Origin of the sequence: Alcaligenes pakistanensis (genome assembly GCF_014652815.1) — a bacterium.
Lineage (GTDB): Bacteria > Pseudomonadota > Gammaproteobacteria > Burkholderiales > Burkholderiaceae_B > Alcaligenes > Alcaligenes pakistanensis.
Window position 1 is genome coordinate 21,800 of sequence record NZ_BMZN01000003.1, and the last position, 15,900, is coordinate 37,699.

The 15,900-nt window shown below is 56.3% G+C and carries 18 protein-coding genes; 10 read left to right on the forward strand and 8 right to left on the reverse strand.

The features are described from left to right. The first annotated feature begins 3 nt into the window (after positions 1-3). The 8 genes from ybgC (at position 4) to IE156_RS09440 (ending at position 6,386) form a co-directional block, all read left to right on the forward strand. Positions 4-429 (forward strand): tol-pal system-associated acyl-CoA thioesterase, encoded by a 426-nt coding sequence (gene ybgC, locus IE156_RS09405; protein WP_003805592.1) that lies wholly within the window; start codon positions 4-6, stop codon positions 427-429. A gap of 2 nt (positions 430-431) precedes the next feature. After that, positions 432-1,106 carry a protein TolQ gene (tolQ, locus tag IE156_RS09410; RefSeq protein WP_189392289.1) on the forward strand — a complete coding sequence of 225 codons (675 nt, stop codon included), beginning with the start codon at positions 432-434 and terminating at the stop codon, positions 1,104-1,106. Next, the gene (tolR, locus tag IE156_RS09415; RefSeq protein WP_189392290.1) at positions 1,106-1,552 is read left to right on the forward strand and encodes a protein TolR; all 447 of its coding nucleotides are present in this window, start codon (positions 1,106-1,108) and stop codon (positions 1,550-1,552) included. The genes tolQ and tolR overlap by 1 nt, the downstream gene beginning before the upstream one ends. A gap of 50 nt (positions 1,553-1,602) precedes the next feature. After that, positions 1,603-2,721, forward strand: a complete 1,119-nt coding sequence (gene tolA / locus IE156_RS09420) for a cell envelope integrity protein TolA (RefSeq protein WP_189392291.1) — start codon at positions 1,603-1,605, stop codon at positions 2,719-2,721. Positions 2,722-2,820: 99 nt separating this feature from the next. Next, complete coding sequence (tolB, locus tag IE156_RS09425) at positions 2,821-4,047, forward strand: Tol-Pal system beta propeller repeat protein TolB (protein ID WP_229841267.1); 1,227 nt, start codon at positions 2,821-2,823, stop codon at positions 4,045-4,047. 34 nt (positions 4,048-4,081) lie between these two features. After that, the gene (gene pal, locus IE156_RS09430; RefSeq protein WP_189392293.1) at positions 4,082-4,585 is read left to right on the forward strand and encodes a peptidoglycan-associated lipoprotein Pal; all 504 of its coding nucleotides are present in this window, start codon (positions 4,082-4,084) and stop codon (positions 4,583-4,585) included. Positions 4,586-4,801: 216 nt separating this feature from the next. Continuing rightward, a complete protein-coding gene (gene ybgF, locus IE156_RS09435) occupies positions 4,802-5,491 on the forward strand; it encodes a tol-pal system protein YbgF (RefSeq protein WP_189392294.1) in 690 nt (229 codons plus the stop codon). 88 nt (positions 5,492-5,579) lie between these two features. Continuing rightward, positions 5,580-6,386, forward strand: a complete 807-nt coding sequence (locus IE156_RS09440) for an alpha/beta fold hydrolase (protein ID WP_189392295.1) — start codon at positions 5,580-5,582, stop codon at positions 6,384-6,386. Positions 6,387-6,448: 62 nt separating this feature from the next. Here IE156_RS09440 and IE156_RS09445 read toward each other — a convergent pair whose 3' ends face one another. Then, the gene (locus IE156_RS09445; RefSeq protein WP_189392296.1) at positions 6,449-6,928 is read right to left on the reverse strand and encodes a copper chaperone PCu(A)C; all 480 of its coding nucleotides are present in this window, start codon (positions 6,926-6,928) and stop codon (positions 6,449-6,451) included. 143 nt (positions 6,929-7,071) lie between these two features. Between IE156_RS09445 and IE156_RS09450 the strand changes: the two genes are divergently transcribed. Continuing rightward, a complete protein-coding gene (locus IE156_RS09450) occupies positions 7,072-7,509 on the forward strand; it encodes a PaaI family thioesterase (RefSeq protein WP_189392297.1) in 438 nt (145 codons plus the stop codon). Positions 7,510-7,512: 3 nt separating this feature from the next. After that, positions 7,513-8,919 carry an MATE family efflux transporter gene (locus IE156_RS09455; RefSeq protein ID WP_189392298.1) on the forward strand — a complete coding sequence of 469 codons (1,407 nt, stop codon included), beginning with the start codon at positions 7,513-7,515 and terminating at the stop codon, positions 8,917-8,919. A 167-nt stretch (positions 8,920-9,086) separates the two neighbouring features. Here IE156_RS09455 and IE156_RS09460 read toward each other — a convergent pair whose 3' ends face one another. From IE156_RS09460 to leuE, 7 genes are all read right to left on the reverse strand, one after another. Then, on the reverse strand, positions 9,087-10,166 hold the full coding sequence (locus IE156_RS09460; protein ID WP_189392902.1) for a BMP family ABC transporter substrate-binding protein: 1,080 nt from the start codon (positions 10,164-10,166) through the stop codon (positions 9,087-9,089). A gap of 24 nt (positions 10,167-10,190) precedes the next feature. Further along, entirely contained in the window at positions 10,191-11,108 is a 918-nt protein-coding gene (locus IE156_RS09465; protein ID WP_189392299.1) for an ABC transporter permease, read from the reverse strand. Then, positions 11,108-12,169 (reverse strand): ABC transporter permease, encoded by a 1,062-nt coding sequence (locus tag IE156_RS09470; RefSeq protein WP_189392300.1) that lies wholly within the window; start codon positions 12,167-12,169, stop codon positions 11,108-11,110. Before IE156_RS09470 ends, IE156_RS09465 begins: the two co-directional genes overlap by 1 nt. Further along, positions 12,156-13,742 carry an ABC transporter ATP-binding protein gene (locus IE156_RS09475; RefSeq protein ID WP_229841187.1) on the reverse strand — a complete coding sequence of 529 codons (1,587 nt, stop codon included), beginning with the start codon at positions 13,740-13,742 and terminating at the stop codon, positions 12,156-12,158. The genes IE156_RS09470 and IE156_RS09475 overlap by 14 nt, the downstream gene beginning before the upstream one ends. 86 nt (positions 13,743-13,828) lie before the next feature. Beyond that, a complete protein-coding gene (locus IE156_RS09480) occupies positions 13,829-14,020 on the reverse strand; it encodes a YqaE/Pmp3 family membrane protein (RefSeq protein WP_153230896.1) in 192 nt (63 codons plus the stop codon). 134 nt (positions 14,021-14,154) lie between these two features. Next, on the reverse strand, positions 14,155-15,141 hold the full coding sequence (locus IE156_RS09485; protein WP_189392301.1) for a diaminopimelate dehydrogenase: 987 nt from the start codon (positions 15,139-15,141) through the stop codon (positions 14,155-14,157). Positions 15,142-15,204: 63 nt separating this feature from the next. Beyond that, on the reverse strand, positions 15,205-15,840 hold the full coding sequence (gene leuE / locus IE156_RS09490) for a leucine efflux protein LeuE (RefSeq protein ID WP_189392302.1): 636 nt from the start codon (positions 15,838-15,840) through the stop codon (positions 15,205-15,207). Between the last annotated feature and the right edge of the window lie 60 nt (positions 15,841-15,900).

The following is a 15,900-nucleotide window of genomic DNA, read 5'->3' on the forward strand; positions in this document are numbered from 1 at the left end:
GACATGCTTAATGACAAGTGGGACACCCAGGCTCGGCTTGATATTCGCGTATATTACGAGGACACCGACGCCGGGGGGATCGTATATTACGCCAACTACCTGAAGTTCTTTGAGCGTGCGCGCACAGAATGGCTCAGGAACTTGGGCGTAAACCAATCGGATGTGGCGGAGCAGAATCAACGCCTGTTCGTAGTCAAGAAGGTTGAAATACAATATCTCAAACCTGCCCGGCTCGATGATTTGATCTCGGTGCGCAGCCGCATTACCCAACTGGGTTCGGCTACCATCCATTTCGAACAAGGTGCCCTGCGAGGTGGGGAACTGTTATGCCAAAGCACTATCCAAATTGTTTGCGTTGACGCCAACACGCTGCGTCCAAGCAAGCTGGACTCTGATTTACGTACCCTCTTGGAAAAGGTTCAGGACTGACCATGCAAGCTACTAGCGACCTGTCGCTGATTTCGCTACTTCTCGATGCCAGTATTCCCGTTCAGCTTGTAATGCTGATTCTGCTGGGAATCTCGGTTCTCTCGTGGGCCTATATTTTCAGTAAAAGGGCTGCACTTAAACGCACGCTGGAGCAAACCCGCCGCTTTGAGGACGATTTCTGGGCGGGTGGTGATCTGGCCGTGCTTCAGCAATCCATTTCCTCGCGTCGGGCCGAACACGGTGCTCTGGCCCGCATTTTTGAATCCGGCATGACCGAGTTCATCAAGGCGCGTCGCAGCCAAACCTCGGGCCCTGCCCTGCTGGACGGCCCACGCCGTGCCATGCGTGCCAGCTTTCAACGCGAAATGGACACCTTGGAAACCCACCTGAACTTTCTGGCCTCAGCCGGTTCGGTCAGTCCCTACATTGGCTTGTTGGGTACGGTCTGGGGGATCATGCACGCTTTTATCGGCCTGTCCGGTATGCAGCAAGCGACCTTGGCCTCGGTGGCTCCCGGTATTGCCGAAGCCCTGATTGCGACGGCCATCGGTCTGTTTGCCGCCATTCCTGCTGTGGTTGCCTACAACCGCTTCACCAACGAGCTGGATCGTGTTTCGATCCGCTTTGACAGCTTTATCGACGAATTTCTGAACATCTTGCAGCGGCAGGTGAACTGATGCCATCGATGCGTGGAAGCACCGGCCGTCATGGCCGGCGCATGAAAAACGAAATCAACGTTGTCCCTTATATCGACGTAATGCTGGTGCTGCTGGTGATCTTTATGGTCACCGCGCCCATGATTACCCCCGGTCTGGTGGAACTACCTTCGGTAGGCCAAGCCTCCGAAGTGCCTGCCAAACCGGTGGAAATCCAGGTCGACAAGGACGGCAAGCTGGCCATTCGCTTGCGCGATGCGGGCTCCGAGTTCATGAACATCGAAAAGTCCACGTTGATCAACGAAGTGCGCTCGCGCATGCAGGCTGACAGCCCGGTTGTGATCGCCGCCGATGGCAAAGTTCCCTACGAGACCGTCATGGGCTTGATGGATGAACTGCGCTCCAATGGCATTAACCGCCTGGGTCTGATCGTCGATCGCAATAGCGACCCCGACGCTCGCAAATAAACTCTGGCCGGATAGCGTGCTCGCCATCCGGCGCGAAAAACCTGAACTGAATGAAGCACAGAACACGCAATACCCGCAATCAGGCGCAGCGCTCGCCTGAGAAAAAGGAAGATCAGCGCGGCTTGCTCGTCGCCCTGGGTCTGCACGGGCTGTTGCTGCTCGCCATTGTGGCTGGAGCCCTTTTTTCTGCGCCCAAAACACCCAATGCGGTACAGGTCGAATTGTGGATGGATGGCGTGGCGCCCGATGCGGCCGTCAATGCCGACCCCGAAGCCCCCGAGGCCGAACCGGAACCACAGCCCGAACCGGAACCCGTCGCAGAGCCAGAACCCAAGCCCGAGCCTGCACCTGAACCACCGCCCGCTCCCAAGCCTCCCCCAGAACCTGCCAAAGTCACGCCTCCTGCCGAACCTGAAGTCGATCCCGAGATCGCTTTAGAACAGGCCCGCAAAGACCGCGAGAAAAAAGAGCGTGAGGAAAAGCTGGAGAAAGAGCGCCAAGACAAGCAGCGTCAGGACAAACTGGCCGCTGAGCAGCGCGAGCGCGAACTGAAAGAAAAGCAGGAACAAGAGCGCAAGGACAAGGCAGAAGCCGACGCTAAAGCCAAGGCAGAAGCAGATCGTAAGGCCAAAGCAGAGGCTGACGCCAAAGCGAAGGCTGATGCAGAACGTAAAGCCAAAGCCGATGCGGACGCTAAAGCCAAGGCTGATGCCGAGGCGAAAGCCAAAGCAGACGCTGAACGCAAAGCCCGTGCCGATGCCGCTGCCAAAGCCAAGGCCGATGCCGACCGCAAGGCCAAGGAAGAAGCCTTCCGCCGTGCCATGCGCGAAGGTGCCCCAGGTCGTCCTGGTGGTACTGCAGACCGCAACCAGGCTGGTGGCGGTGGTGGTGATGGTGGCTACGCCGCCAAGGTGCGCGCTTGCGTGCAGCCTGGTGTGGTCTACAGCACCCCGCCCCGCTCTGAGGTGCGCGGCAACCCGGCGCTCCAGTACCGCGTGGACCTGAATGCCGATGGCACACCCAATCGGGTCCAGATCAAACGATCGTCCGGCATTGCCCAGTTCGATGATGCCGTATCCAAGGGCCTTGCCCGTTGCAGCCCTTTCCCCAAACCGCCTAGCGGGAACTACCCATCGTATATTGATGGCGAGTACCGTATGTTCGATTAATCAGGAGATTGCATAATGACTGCCGCTACCTTAGCCCTGGCGACCTTAGGTCGTCATTGGCGCGCCACGGCCACCGGAGCGTTTGCCCTGGCCGCCGGCATGTTCGCCAGCCAACCGGCCCAGGCCCAACTGCGGGTCGATATATCAGGTGTGGGTGCTACTCAGTACCCCATCGCGATCGCCGATTTTGCTGACAATCCAGCCAGCCAGTCCCTGGCTGAAGTTATCCGCGCTGACTTGACCCGTTCGGGACAATTCCAATTGATCAATGCCACCGGAGCAGGTCTGAACGCAGAAAGCACGATTGCTTACAGCGATTGGCGTAACCGGGGTGCCGACTATCTGGCCTACGGCTCCGTCTCCCAGGCAGGCGGGCAGTACTCCATCAGCTATCGTCTGGTGGATTCGGTCCGTCAAACTCAGCTTGATGGCGTGGCTTTTGCGGGCAGTGAAAAGGAATTACGCCGCATTTCCCACCAGATTGCAGACCGGATTTATGAAAAAATTACGGGCGTGAGAGGCGTTTTCTCCACTCGTCTGGCCTACGTGTTGCAAACAGGCAACAACTACGAGTTACAAATTGCTGACGCCGACGGGCAAAATCCGCAGGTAATGTTGCGTTCTAGACACTCAATCATCTCTCCAGCCTGGTCACCAGACGGTAAAAAGCTGGCTTATGTGAGCTTTGAAAACGACAAACCTGTTGTATATGTGCAAACCTTGGCCTCTGGTCACCGTGAACCCTTGGCCAATTTCAAGGGTAATAACAGTAGCCCTGCATGGGCTCCAAACGGCAATCAGGTCGCTGTTGTGCTCTCCAGGGACGGTATTTCGCAGATTTACACGCTAAATACGGACGGATCCGGATTGCGTCGCGTGATGCGTTCGCCCTTGATTGATACTGAACCCAGTTTTATGCCCGATGGCAACTCCCTTGTATTTGTGAGCGATCGTGGTGGTGCTCCTAATATTTACAAAGTGAGCCTGGGTGGTGACGATGCACAGCGCATTACCTTCAACGGGAGTTACAATATTTCACCGGAGGTCTCTGCGGACGGTACTAGGCTTGTATACGTCACACGTAGAAACGGTGCTTTCCGAATTGCCATTCAAGATATGGCATCAGGAGCAGAGCAACTGCTGACGACAGGTCCCGACGATCAGTCTCCGAGTTTCGCCCCTAATGGGATGCAGATCTTATATAGTTCTGTTCAGGGGGGCCGCAGTGTCCTAGCTGTCACATCGGTGGACGGTCGCGTTCGTCAGACCCTCTCGTCTTTGAATGGCAAAGTACGCGAACCCACCTGGGGACCATTTACCAACTGACATCCTGTGTGACTCTTTTTCAAAAGGAATTCAAATGAGCTCGCGCATTCTTAAAAGTCTTACCCTTGCCGTTATGGCTGCTGCCCTTGCTGCTTGCAGCTCGGTTCCTCTGGATCAATCAGGCTCCGGTTCAACCGGCGGTACTGGATCGGACTCTGCTAGCTCAGGTCAGATCATGGACCCGTTCAACCCTCAAAGCCCCCTGGCGCAACAACGCTCGGTGTTCTTTGACTACGACAGCTACTCGGTTAACGACCAATACCGTAGCTTGGTAGAAATGCATGCTTCTTACCTGAGCGGCCACCCTCAGCAAACCGTGCGCATCGAAGGTAATACCGACGAGCGTGGCGGTGCTGAGTACAACTTGGCTCTGGGTCAGCGTCGTTCCGATGCTGTTGCACGTATGCTGGGTCTGCTGGGCGTGAGCAACAGCCAGATCGAAGCTGTGAGCTTTGGTAAAGAGCGTCCAAAAGCTTTGGGTAACACCGAAGCTGATTACGCTGAAAACCGTCGCGCAGATATCGTTTACCAACGATAATTTCTGCATCGACCAAGTGGTTCCAACGCCGTGGCGGTTGTTAACGCCGCGGCGTTTTTTATTGGCAGCATGCCCGATCCACTGAAAATTCGTTATGCTGGACAGCGGGCTTGCCAGGCTGGTGCAAAGCCCTCAGATCACAGCCCCCAACAGAGGGGAACCCGGCAGGTGATGAGCCTGCGCATTGCAGATGCACATTTTTTAACGGACTTCACTATGCACGTTTACAAAAAGCCTTTTCGCCTCGCGACCGTTGCCATGCTGGCTGCCGCCGCTTTGTTTGCCAGCCTGCCAGCCAAGGCCTTTGCCGATGACGAGGCACGACGCGCCATTTTGGAGCTGCGGCAACAGATTCGGCAGATGAACGAGCAAAATACCCAGGCTCGCCTGCAATTGGCTGACCAGATTGACACCCTGCGCTCCGAAGTCGTATCGCTTCGCGGTCAGGTTGAAAAACTGAGCTGGCAAGCCAGTGGCCAAGGGCAGCAGAATAATGCTGCTGCCGGACAACAAAGTCCCCACGCAGCAGACCCACAAGAACAAGCGGTCTTTGATAGCGCCATGGATGCCTATCGTGCCGGCCAATACAAGCCTGCTGCCGATGCCTTTGCGGGCTTTTTAGCCGCCTACCCCTCCAGCGTTCTGGCTGACGAGGTGCGCTTTTACGAAGGTAGCAGCCTGTACGCCGTCAAGAACTTCAAGGCCTCTATCCAGAAACTGCAGGCTTTTGTGAAAGCCTCGCCGCAAAGCCCACGCGCCGCCGATGCCCTGATGGTCACAGCCTCCAGCCAGATCGAACTGAACGATCTGAGCGGTGCCAAAACCACCTTGCAGCGCATTGTTAAAGACTACCCACAAGCGGAAGCGGCCGAGACGGCACGCAGCCGCTTGAAACTGCTGGAATAAACAAGCAGTCATCAAAGCCATACGGACCGGGTTCAGACCCGGTCTGTTTTTTTCAGGCGTCAGACCTAGCTGACTCTTATTGCTTGCCATGAACAACCCGTTTGCTGACTTCCCCACGTTTGAACTGAACGCACAAGGCTATCGCCACACTTTTGTCGATCAAGGCCAGGGCACCCCTGTTTTGCTGATCCACGGGTCCTTGTGTGACTGGCGATACTGGCGCTGGCAGATCCCCGCTTTCGCCACCAACTATCGAGTGCTGGCCCCCAGCCTGCGTTCCTACTGGCCCGGCGCGCCCAGCCCTGGCCTGTTCAGCACCGCGCAGCATGCCCAAGATTTAGAAGCTCTACTGGATCAGCACATTCCGGACGAGAAAGTCCATATCGTGGGCCACTCTCGCGGCGGTCACGTCGCCCTGCTGCTGGCGCAGAGCATGCCAGAGCGCGTGGCCAGCCTGACTTTGGCCGACCCTGGCTTTCCCACTCCTGGCGCCTACTCCTATGCCCCTTTATTCCAGCAAGTGGCCCAACGGCTGGAGCAAGGCGACCGGGACGGTGCGATGGCCTTGTTCGTAGATACGGTCAATGGTTCTGGAACCTGGAAGCAGATGACGCGATGGTTTCGCGAAATGATTCAAGACAATGCCCACACCATGCTGGATCAGCAGCAAGAGCCCAATCAAGGCCCGGCATTGGAATGGCTTAAACAGCTGGATGCCCCTTTAAGCTTCATTACTGGCGAGCACAGCCCGACGCGCTACCAGCACTGCATGGACATCATCCGCCAGCACCGGCGCGAGGACCAATTGCACCGTATCCCGCTGGCTGCCCATGGCATGAACCTAGCCAACCCCAAGGCGTTCAACCAAGCCGTTCTGGACGCCTTGCAAGCCTGATCGTCCACGTAAAGATGGCCGCACCAGGCGGCCAATCTTCTATACACATGAATTCCGCACAATCAATAAGCCTGGGTCTTGGCGGGGCGTAACTCGCACTCGGCCTGAACCTGGGTATTGTCGGACAAATGCAGACTCAAGATAATGCGCTCTCCTAGAGCCAGATCTTCTTTCGCCTGTCCCAGCATGACGTGATAAGCCCCAGGCTTGAGGCTCAAATTTCCGCCAGCCGGAATCTCTATTTCCGACGCATGCGACATACGCGCCATACCATCGCTCTCGCTAGTCTGGTGCAGCATCACGTGCCCATAGGATAAGGAACTGGCCCCGACCACGGCCACACTCTGTTCACCCTGGTTTTCCAACTCGACATAAGCGGCCGAAGGCGTAGGCTCGGGAAGCATGCGCACCCAGCATCGGTCGGCATGAACCTGCGTGCTTAAGGCGCGCACCTGTTCGGGCTGATGACCATGACTATGGGCCACGACGGCGCTGCTTGATAGCAGTAAGCCCAAGGCAACAAGAATTGCACTGCGTTTCATGATGCTCCTCGCTTCTTTTTGATCGTTTGGAATTGATCCAGCCCTGAACAGCCGGGTACCGAACTACCCCGATAGGCGGGACGATCTGATACAGTACCAGCCAGTATGCCTTTCTTACAACGGCCTTCTTTTATGGCGACGTCATGACCAGCACACTCTCTACACCCGAACCCAAAATCGATATTGTCGAGTTTCGTGACCTACTCGAACGTCTGCATCCCTTTGCCGCCGTACTGGGTATTGATGTGGTGCATATCGGGCACGACAACGCCTGTTTACGACTGCCCGAGCGCAATGCTCACCAACGCATGGGTGGCATGGTGGCAGGCCCTATGCTGATGGGTCTGGCTGATCTGGCCCTGTATGCCGCTGTCGTGGGTGCAACCGGCAACCCGGATGCGGTCACCTCCAGCCTGACGATCAATTTCCTACGCAAGGCCCCTCCCGGCGACATCCTGGCCCACGCTCGAATTCACAAAACCGGCCGCACCTGCGCGGGCGATGTCCTGCTGGAACCGGCCAATGGTGGCCCGGCAGTGGCTCAAGTTATCAGTACCTGGTCCCTGCCTCGCGCTAAATAAGCCATGTTTTCAAAGTCCACATCCACCGGCCCGAGCCAACTCTGGCTGGCGGAGTTGCAATCCTCCTTGCGCTTGGGCGGGCCTTTGATCCTGACCAATCTGGCTCAGGTCAGCCTCCTGGCAACCAATCTGATTTATATGGGCCGTCTTGGCCCCGATGAGCTGGCCGCCGGCTCCTTATCAGCCAGCCTCTATCAAGCCTTCATGATTTTCAGCATGGGTCTGGTCTCGGCTGTTGTTCCCATGCTGGCGACTACCTTGGGGCGACGGCTGCGCAATGTACGCGAGTCGCAACAAATTATCCGTCACGGTTTTCTGACCGCTCTGCTGATTACCCTGCCCGCCTGGATTGTGCTGTGGAATGCCGAACACATCTTACTGCTGATGGGCCAAGACCCAATCATTGCCGCACGCTCCGTGAGCTATATGCACACCCTGCAATGGGCTTTATTGCCCTACCTGGGCTATATCGTGCTGCGGTCTTTTTTAGCGGCCATGGAAAAGCCCGGATGGACCTTAGCCATTGCCCTTGCCGCCATTGTTATCAATGCCTTGCTGGGCTGGTTGTTCGTGTTCGGCAATCTAGGCATGCCCGAGATGGGGCTGGCAGGTGCCGGTCTGGCTACTACGCTATCCAGCATTTTCATGTTTGCCGGATTAAGCTGGGTGGTGCTGAATGATCCCCGTTTCAGACGCTATTACCTATTCAACGATTCCTGGCAATGGAGCTTGAAGCGTCTGTGGAAAATGTGGGCGCTGGGCATTCCTATTGCCATTACCTTCACGTTGGAAACTCTGGTCTTTTACGCTGCCATCATGATGATGGGCGTGCTGGGTCAGTCTGATCTGGCGGCTCATGCCATTGCCATGCAGATCTGCTCGGTGTCCTACATGATTCCTTTGGGTTTCAGCCAAGTCGCCACCATCCGCGTGGGGCTGGCTGCAGGCCGGGTGGATCCTTTGGGCGCCCGTCGGGCTGGCTGGATCTCCTACGTCTTGGGAGTCGGCTTCATGGGTCTGGCTGCCCTGGTGTTCTGGTTTGCACCTCTGACCCTGATTGGCCTGTTTCTGGATCTGGATGTGCCGGAAAACCAGGCGGTCATCCAGCTGGCAATTACCTTCCTGGCCCTGGCTGCTCTGTTCCAGATCAGTGATGGTGCCCAAGCCGTGGCTGCGGGGATGCTACGCGGCCTGCATGACACGCGCATACCCATGTTGTTGGCCTTGCTAGGCTACTGGGTGCTAGGCGTTCCTACGGGCTCTCTATTGGCCTTCCAGTTCAATATGGGAGGCACAGGGATCTGGATTGGTCTGGTGACCGGTTTATCCGTGGTTGCCGTGCTGATGACTCTACGCTGGATGCGGGCATCAACGCGTTTGGGCCGCAAGCGCCCAGCTCAAACAGCCTAGTATTTAGGCCGGCCCCGCGGTGTTCAGCTGATTACCCACCGGCCCCAGAGCAGATACCCAGACAGCTCTGGCCTACAGTCTGAAAAGCCATAGCGGTCACACATAACAAAGCCCCTTGTCGGACTCTCCGGCAAGGGGCTTTGTTTATCTACAGACTGCGGGGCAAATTACTGTTTGGGCAGCTTGCTGGCCACGCCTTCAACGTAGTAGTCCATGCGGTTCAAGGCATCATCATCCAGGAAACCCGATTCCAGGCGAACCTTGCCATCGTTGTCCTTAATAGGAGCGGCAAAAGGCTGCAAGGTGCCAGCGACGATCTCGGCCTGTTTGGCCAGAACGAACTCTTTCACGTCAGCAGGCACTTCAGGGCCGAAGCCTTCCAAAGCAGCCATACCAGACTTCAGGCCACCCCAGGTGCTGTCATTCTGCCACTTACCATCCAGAACTTCGGTGGCTTTGCGGGTGAAGTAATCACCCCAATGGTGAGTCACGGCAGCCAATTGAGCCTTGCGACCAAACTTACTCATGTCGGAGTGGTAAGCAATCGCGTACTTGCCTGCTTCTTCTGCTGCTTGCACAGTTGCGGTGGAGTCGGTGTGGTGAGTCACCACGTCCGCGCCCTGACCCAGCAAGGTCACAGCAGCATCACGCTCTTTACCTGGGTCGTACCAGCTGTTGGCCCAAACTACGCGCACCTGGGCTTCAGGGTTCACGCTCTTCAAACCAATGGCGAAGGCGTTAATACCTTGCAGCACTTCTGGAATGGGGTGAGCACCGACATAGCCAACCACATTGGATTTGGTCATTTTGCCAGCCAGCACGCCAGCCAGGTAACGGGACTCGTAGAAACGGGCGTTAGTAGTAGCCACGTTAGGCGCTGTTTTGTAACCGGTGGAGTGCACGAACTTCACGTCCGGAAACTGCTTGGCCACTTTCTGCGTCTGGTTCATATAGCCAAACGAGGTAGTGAAAATCAGCTTATTACCTTGTTGGGCCAAATCGCGGATCACGCGCTCAGCATCAGCACCTTCAGGCACGTTTTCCACGTACTGAGTGACCACACGACCTTTCAGGGCCTCTTCCATTTCAAGACGGCCGATATCTTGCTGCCAAGTCCAACCGGCTTCACCGATGGGGCTGACATACACAAAACCGATTTTCAGGGGTTCTTGATCGTTTGCCTGAGCGGACACAGGCAAGGCGGCCAGGGGGGAAGCGATGGCAGCGGCCATCAGGGCCTTGCGCATAAAGTTTCCAGTCATGTCAGTCCTCTAGTTGTTGGGATTGAAGTTTTTGCCAAGCGATGCAGGCATATTCAACCTGATCCAGTTAGCGTTTCGGGAAATTAAAACCAGCACAATAATGGTGGCCAGATACGGCATCATGGCCAGCAATTGGGAGGCCACCGGCACACCCAGAGCCTGCGCATGATAGGTCAGAATCGTGACCCCACCAAACAGATACGCGCCCAGCATTACACGCCAAGGGCGCCATGTTGCAAAGGTGGTCAGCGCCAGGGCAATCCAGCCACGCCCGGAGACCATGTTCTCTACCCACATGGGCGTGTAGACCAGACAGATGAAGGCTCCGGCCAATCCGCAGCAAGCGCCCCCAAACATCAAGGCACCCAAACGGATATAGCGCACGTTGTAACCCAGTGAGTGGGCCGAGGCAGGCGATTCACCCACTGCCCGCAGTACCAGACCGGAGCGTGTGCGCGCCAGGAACCAGGCCACGGCGAAGCACAGAACCCAGGACACATAGACCATGTAATGCTGCTGGAAGAAAGCCGGCCCGATCAGGGGAATATCTTTTAGCACAGGAATGGACAGCTTGGTCACGACCAAGGAATTACCGGTAAACGGCAAACCAATATAGGCCGAGGCCCCTACCCCGAATAAGGATAAGGCCAAACCGCAGGCGACCTGATTGGCTCCCAGCCAAACCGTCAGCCAGGCAAAGGCGGCCGCCATGACCATGCCAACGACTGCGCCCAGCACAAAGCCCAAAGCGGGGCTGCCGGTTTGCACGGCAACGGCAAAGCCCACGATGGCCGCCATCAGCATCATGCCTTCCGAGCCCAGATTGATGACGCCCGACTTCTCATTGATCAGCAAACCCAACGCCGCCAAGAGTAAAGGGGTACCTGCGTTGATGGTTGCGGCCAGCAAAGGTGCAATCGCGTCCATTACTTTCTCCAGACCAAACGCTTGGTGATGAACACGTCACAAGCCAACAAGGAAAACAACAAGATGCCCTGAAAAATACCCGTGATCGCGTTGGGCAGACCCAAACGACTTTGGGCCAGTTCCCCACCGATATAAAGCAAGGACATCACAAAAGAGGAAAAAATCAGTCCCAGCGGGTGTAGTCGCCCCACAAAGGCCACAATAATGGCGGCAAAGCCATAGCCGGGAGAAATAGAAGGTGTCAGTTGTCCAACCGGGCCCATGACTTCAGCCGCGCCCGCCAAACCCGCCAGGGCTCCCGAAATCAGCAAAGAGCTCCACAGCGCCTTACGGGACGAAAAACCCGCATAACGTGCGGCCAGGGGTGCCATGCCACCCACACGCAAACGGAAACCCGCCATGCTGCGTGTCAGAAACAACCAGGCTGCCACTGCCGCAATCACGGCCAGAATAATCCCGCTATGCAAGCGAGTGCCGGGCAAAATAGCAGGCAGCAAAAAGCCATCGGAGAACAGACTGGACTGTGGAAAGCCAAAACCGTCGGGATCACGCAAAGCGCCGTGAACCAGATAGCTGAGTAAATGCTGGGCCACATAGACCAGCATCAGGGATACCAGAATCTCGTTGGCGTTAAAGCGGTCTTTCAGAAAAGCCACTATCCCGGCCCAGAACATACCGCCCAACATTCCGCAAGCCAAGGCCATTGCGATCAGGAAGAACCCGCCGTTATCGCCATCGTCTACTTGCAAAATAAAGGCACCGGCGGCCAAAGCTCCCATCACCAACTGCCCTTCCGCCCCGATATTAAAAATATTGGCTCGAAAGCAGATCGCCAGGCCTACCGAAATCAGCAGCAAGGGAATCAATTTGACGCCCACCTCGGCCCAACCGTTCAGGTCACGCAGAGGCTCCAGGAAAAACACATTCAGGCCAGCCAGAGGGTTTTTCCCCAAAGACCAGAACAAAGTCCCGGCGACCGCCATAGTGAGCAAAACAGCCAGTAAAGGGGAACACCAGGCCATCAAGGTAGAGGGCGCGGCGCGAGTCTCAAGCCTGAACATGCTCATCCTCCGTCCACAAACCGCTCATCCATTGCCCAATCTGATCAACACTGGCTTGCGCCACGGGAATAGAGGGAGACATACGACCTTTGGAGATAACAATCAGGCGATCGGCAATCGCAAACAATTCATCCAGTTCTTCGGAGATAACCAGCAAGGCGCAGCCTGCATCCCGCAAGGCCAGCAGTTCAGCGTGAATCTGGGCGGCGGCACCGACATCAACGCCCCAAGTAGGTTGGGCAATCACCAGAATGCGCGGCTGACGGGTAACTTCACGCCCAATAATGTACTTTTGCAGGTTGCCACCCGACAGGCTGTTAGCCGGGGCCTGCTCACTGGCTGTTTTGACGCGGAAGCGCTTGATAATCCCGCCCGCCAAACGGCGTATGGTGGGAAAACGCAGAAAGCCGCGCCGCACAGTCTCGTGGTTCTGATGGGACAGCAGCAGGTTTTGCGCTAGAGACAACTCAGGAACAGCACCACGGCCCAAACGTTCTTCGGGTACAAAACCCATGCCTTGATCGCGTCGCCAAGCGGCATCACGCTGGGCAATGGGCTGGCCATCCAGCAAAATGCTTTCAGACTGGGCCCGCGTGTCTTCACCCGACAAAGCAGCCAGCAACTCTTGCTGACCGTTACCGGAAATACCGGCCACACCCAAAATCTCGCCCTGGTGCAGATCAAAGCTGACATCCTGCAATTCGCAGGCAAAAGGATGAGATTTTCTTAACTGCAGATTGCGTACCTGCAGCAGTGTCCCACCTTGCTGCGCACTGCGTTCCCCCAAGGTCTGGGGCTCAGCCCCAATCATCAGGCGAGACAAACTGGCCGTCGTTTCCTGACGAGGATCACAATAGCCCGTGACCTTGCCCATGCGCATAACGGTACAGGCATTGCACAGCTCACGAATTTCATCGAGCTTGTGGCTGATGTAGACAATGCTGCAGCCTTCAGCGGCCAACTGGCGCAAGGTACCAAACAGGCGGCGTACCGCCTGGGGAGTGAGCACCGAAGTAGGCTCGTCCAAGATCAGCAGCTTGGGTTTACCCAGCAAAGCACGCACAATCTCTACCCGCTGGCACTCACCCACAGACAAGGTGTGAATATGGCGTTGCGGGTCCAGGTCCAAACCATATTGACTGGCAGTCTCGCTGATGCGCCCGGCCAGCTCTTGCATATTGGTGGAGGCTGGCAGACCCAGGGCGATATTTTCCGTGACAGTTAAAGTGTCAAACAGGGAAAAATGCTGGAACACCATGCCAATGCCCAGTTGCCGGGCTGCAGCGGGGCTGCTGATCTGTACCGGTTGGCCGTCCCACAGAATCTGGCCTTGATCCGGCTTGACCACACCGTAGATGATTTTCATCAGGGTGGACTTGCCCGCGCCATTCTCGCCCAACACGGCGTGAATCTGGCCGGGCAGGATAGACAGAGAGATATTGTCATTCGCCACCACTGCCGGATAGGCTTTGGTGATATGGCGAAGTTCCAGGCGTGGCACAGCCTTGGGGTCTACGGATACCGTTTGCTCACCGGACTCAGAAGAATGGCCCACGGGAGACGATAGGGTCATGGCTGTATCAGCAAAAAATATAAAACGCCTGAGCAAGCGCAACAAGGCCTGCTCAGACGTACAAATAGGGAAGAAAAACCTTGGGCTTAACGCTTGCCCAGGGCTTGCTCGATTTTCTTGTCGGTCTTGTATTGGCTAAGGGAATAGACCGCCCAGATTGCAGCAGGTATCCACCCAATGACGGTCAACTGCAAAATCAGGCAGATAATGCCTGCCACAGGCCGACCAATGGTGAAGAAACCCAACCAAGGCAGCAGTAATGCGATCAACAAACGCATAAGAACACTCAAAATAATGGGAAATGAGCGCTATTTTACCCTTTATTGCCGTGCTGAATCATTTGCCCATCAACAAGAGGGGCAAGCGGTCTGGCTCAGGCAAGCTGAGCCAGACTTCTACGTCCAACCAAGACTTACAGCAGCTCTTTACGCAACTGCGCAGGCGACTTGGGCGAGAGCAGGCCTGGGGCCACATCCAACACCGTTTGAGCACCGATTTGCCCTTGCTGATTCATGCGGTAAGCGGCACGGGCGTAGGCCACCAGCACGCTGGAGGTGAACTCTGGATTGCTACCCAGATTCAGCGCGTACTCCACGACCTGCTGCGAGCCTGAACCCGACTGACCGCTACGGATCACAAAACCACCGTGTGGCATAGCGGCGTGATCGCGGGCCAGGGTTTCGGCGTCAATGAAGTTCACTTCGGTGTCGTAGTCTGCGAAGTAATCAGGCATGGTCACAATAGCGTCACGCACCGTGTCCGCATCTGCGCCCTGCTCCAGCACGACGAAGCACTGACGCTTGTGTTTTTCGCGGGTGCTCAGTTCTGGCTGCTCGCCATTACGCACGCGCTGTACTGCCGCTTCGATAGGCAAGGTGTATTGCACACCACCGGCCACGCCAGCCACACGACGGATCGCATCCGAATGACCTTGGCTCAGGCCCTTGCCCCAGAAGGTGTACGTTTGGCCGACCGGCAACACGCATTCGCCATACAAGCGGTTCAGCGAGAACAAGCCTGGGTCCCAACCTACCGCGATCAGGGCCGTGGTACCAGCACCCTGAGCGGCTGCATCGACCGCTGCATGGTATTCAGGGATGCGGGCGTGGGTGTCAAAGCTGTCGACGGTGGTAAACCAGCGCGCCAAGGCCGGGCCTTGCTCGGGCAGGTCATTTTTAGAGCCACCACAGAGAATCAACACGTCAATATCATTGCGGTACTGTTCAATCTGATCCAGGGAGCGCACAGGCACACCTGCACTTTGCAGACGCAGGGAAGCAGGGTCACGACGAGTAAAAACGCTGACCAGTTCCATGTCCGGGTTTTGTGCCAGGGCCAGCTCTACGCCTCGCCCTAAATTGCCGTAACCTGCAATACCGACACGGATTTTGCTACTCATGGTGTTTTCCTTAAAACTGATAAATAAGTGCTGTCAGAACTGCTGCGCCCTGAAGCGGCCCGCTTAGTCGCTGATCATACGGGCAGCAAAGCCCATAAACAGCAAGCCTACCGAACCATTGCCCATCCGGGACAGACGTTGATGACGCCGGAAAATCCCTGCCAGACGATCGCCGCCAAAGATCAGCAAAGACAAATAGCAAATGCTGATCACCTCCACCACCAGGCCCAGAAGCATGAACGCCAGCCCCGTGTGGCCTGCCGACGGATCGACGAACTGTACGAAAAAGGACAGGAAAAACAAGATGGCCTTGGGGTTCAACAAACTAAGGAACAAGGCTTTGCGAAAGCGCGTTTCGTGACGCAAACGCGTGTCCACGGACTGCACCGGGCCACCTTGTCTGAAGGCCGACTGTAACAGCCGCACGCCCAAGTACAAGAGATAGGCCGCGCCCAGCCAGCGTATGCCCATATACAACATAGGCAAAGTCTTGAGCAGCGATGCGGCGCCCAGAGCAGTTAGCGTCATCAAAATGCCGTCGCCTACCACTACGCCCAGAGCGGCTTTGTAACCCTCGCGCACGCCGTGCCCTGCGCCACTGGCCAGTACATATAAAGAATTAGGTCCGGGCAGCAGCACAATAAACACCGTGCCCACCACAAAAGCCCAGAAATTGATAATACCGATTTGTTCGAGCACGTCGGCCTCGCTAAACGCAGCAGAATGTGCGATTTTAGCGCTAAAAAAATGCCCCTGGCA

Coding starts and splice junctions, on each gene's coding strand:
- ybgC (WP_003805592.1), top strand. CDS start 4: ATGCTTAATGACAAGTGGGACACCCAGGCTCGGCTTGATATTCGCGTA.
- tolQ (WP_189392289.1), top strand. CDS start 432: ATGCAAGCTACTAGCGACCTGTCGCTGATTTCGCTACTTCTCGATGCC.
- tolR (WP_189392290.1), top strand. CDS start 1,106: ATGCCATCGATGCGTGGAAGCACCGGCCGTCATGGCCGGCGCATGAAA.
- tolA (WP_189392291.1), top strand. CDS start 1,603: ATGAAGCACAGAACACGCAATACCCGCAATCAGGCGCAGCGCTCGCCT.
- tolB (WP_229841267.1), top strand. CDS start 2,821: ATGTTCGCCAGCCAACCGGCCCAGGCCCAACTGCGGGTCGATATATCA.
- pal (WP_189392293.1), top strand. CDS start 4,082: ATGAGCTCGCGCATTCTTAAAAGTCTTACCCTTGCCGTTATGGCTGCT.
- ybgF (WP_189392294.1), top strand. CDS start 4,802: ATGCACGTTTACAAAAAGCCTTTTCGCCTCGCGACCGTTGCCATGCTG.
- IE156_RS09440 (WP_189392295.1), top strand. CDS start 5,580: ATGAACAACCCGTTTGCTGACTTCCCCACGTTTGAACTGAACGCACAA.
- IE156_RS09445 (WP_189392296.1), bottom strand. CDS start 6,928: ATGAAACGCAGTGCAATTCTTGTTGCCTTGGGCTTACTGCTATCAAGC.
- IE156_RS09450 (WP_189392297.1), top strand. CDS start 7,072: ATGACCAGCACACTCTCTACACCCGAACCCAAAATCGATATTGTCGAG.
- IE156_RS09455 (WP_189392298.1), top strand. CDS start 7,513: ATGTTTTCAAAGTCCACATCCACCGGCCCGAGCCAACTCTGGCTGGCG.
- IE156_RS09460 (WP_189392902.1), bottom strand. CDS start 10,166: ATGCGCAAGGCCCTGATGGCCGCTGCCATCGCTTCCCCCCTGGCCGCC.
- IE156_RS09465 (WP_189392299.1), bottom strand. CDS start 11,108: ATGGACGCGATTGCACCTTTGCTGGCCGCAACCATCAACGCAGGTACC.
- IE156_RS09470 (WP_189392300.1), bottom strand. CDS start 12,169: ATGTTCAGGCTTGAGACTCGCGCCGCGCCCTCTACCTTGATGGCCTGG.
- IE156_RS09475 (WP_229841187.1), bottom strand. CDS start 13,742: ATGACCCTATCGTCTCCCGTGGGCCATTCTTCTGAGTCCGGTGAGCAA.
- IE156_RS09480 (WP_153230896.1), bottom strand. CDS start 14,020: ATGCGTTTGTTGATCGCATTACTGCTGCCTTGGTTGGGTTTCTTCACC.
- IE156_RS09485 (WP_189392301.1), bottom strand. CDS start 15,141: ATGAGTAGCAAAATCCGTGTCGGTATTGCAGGTTACGGCAATTTAGGG.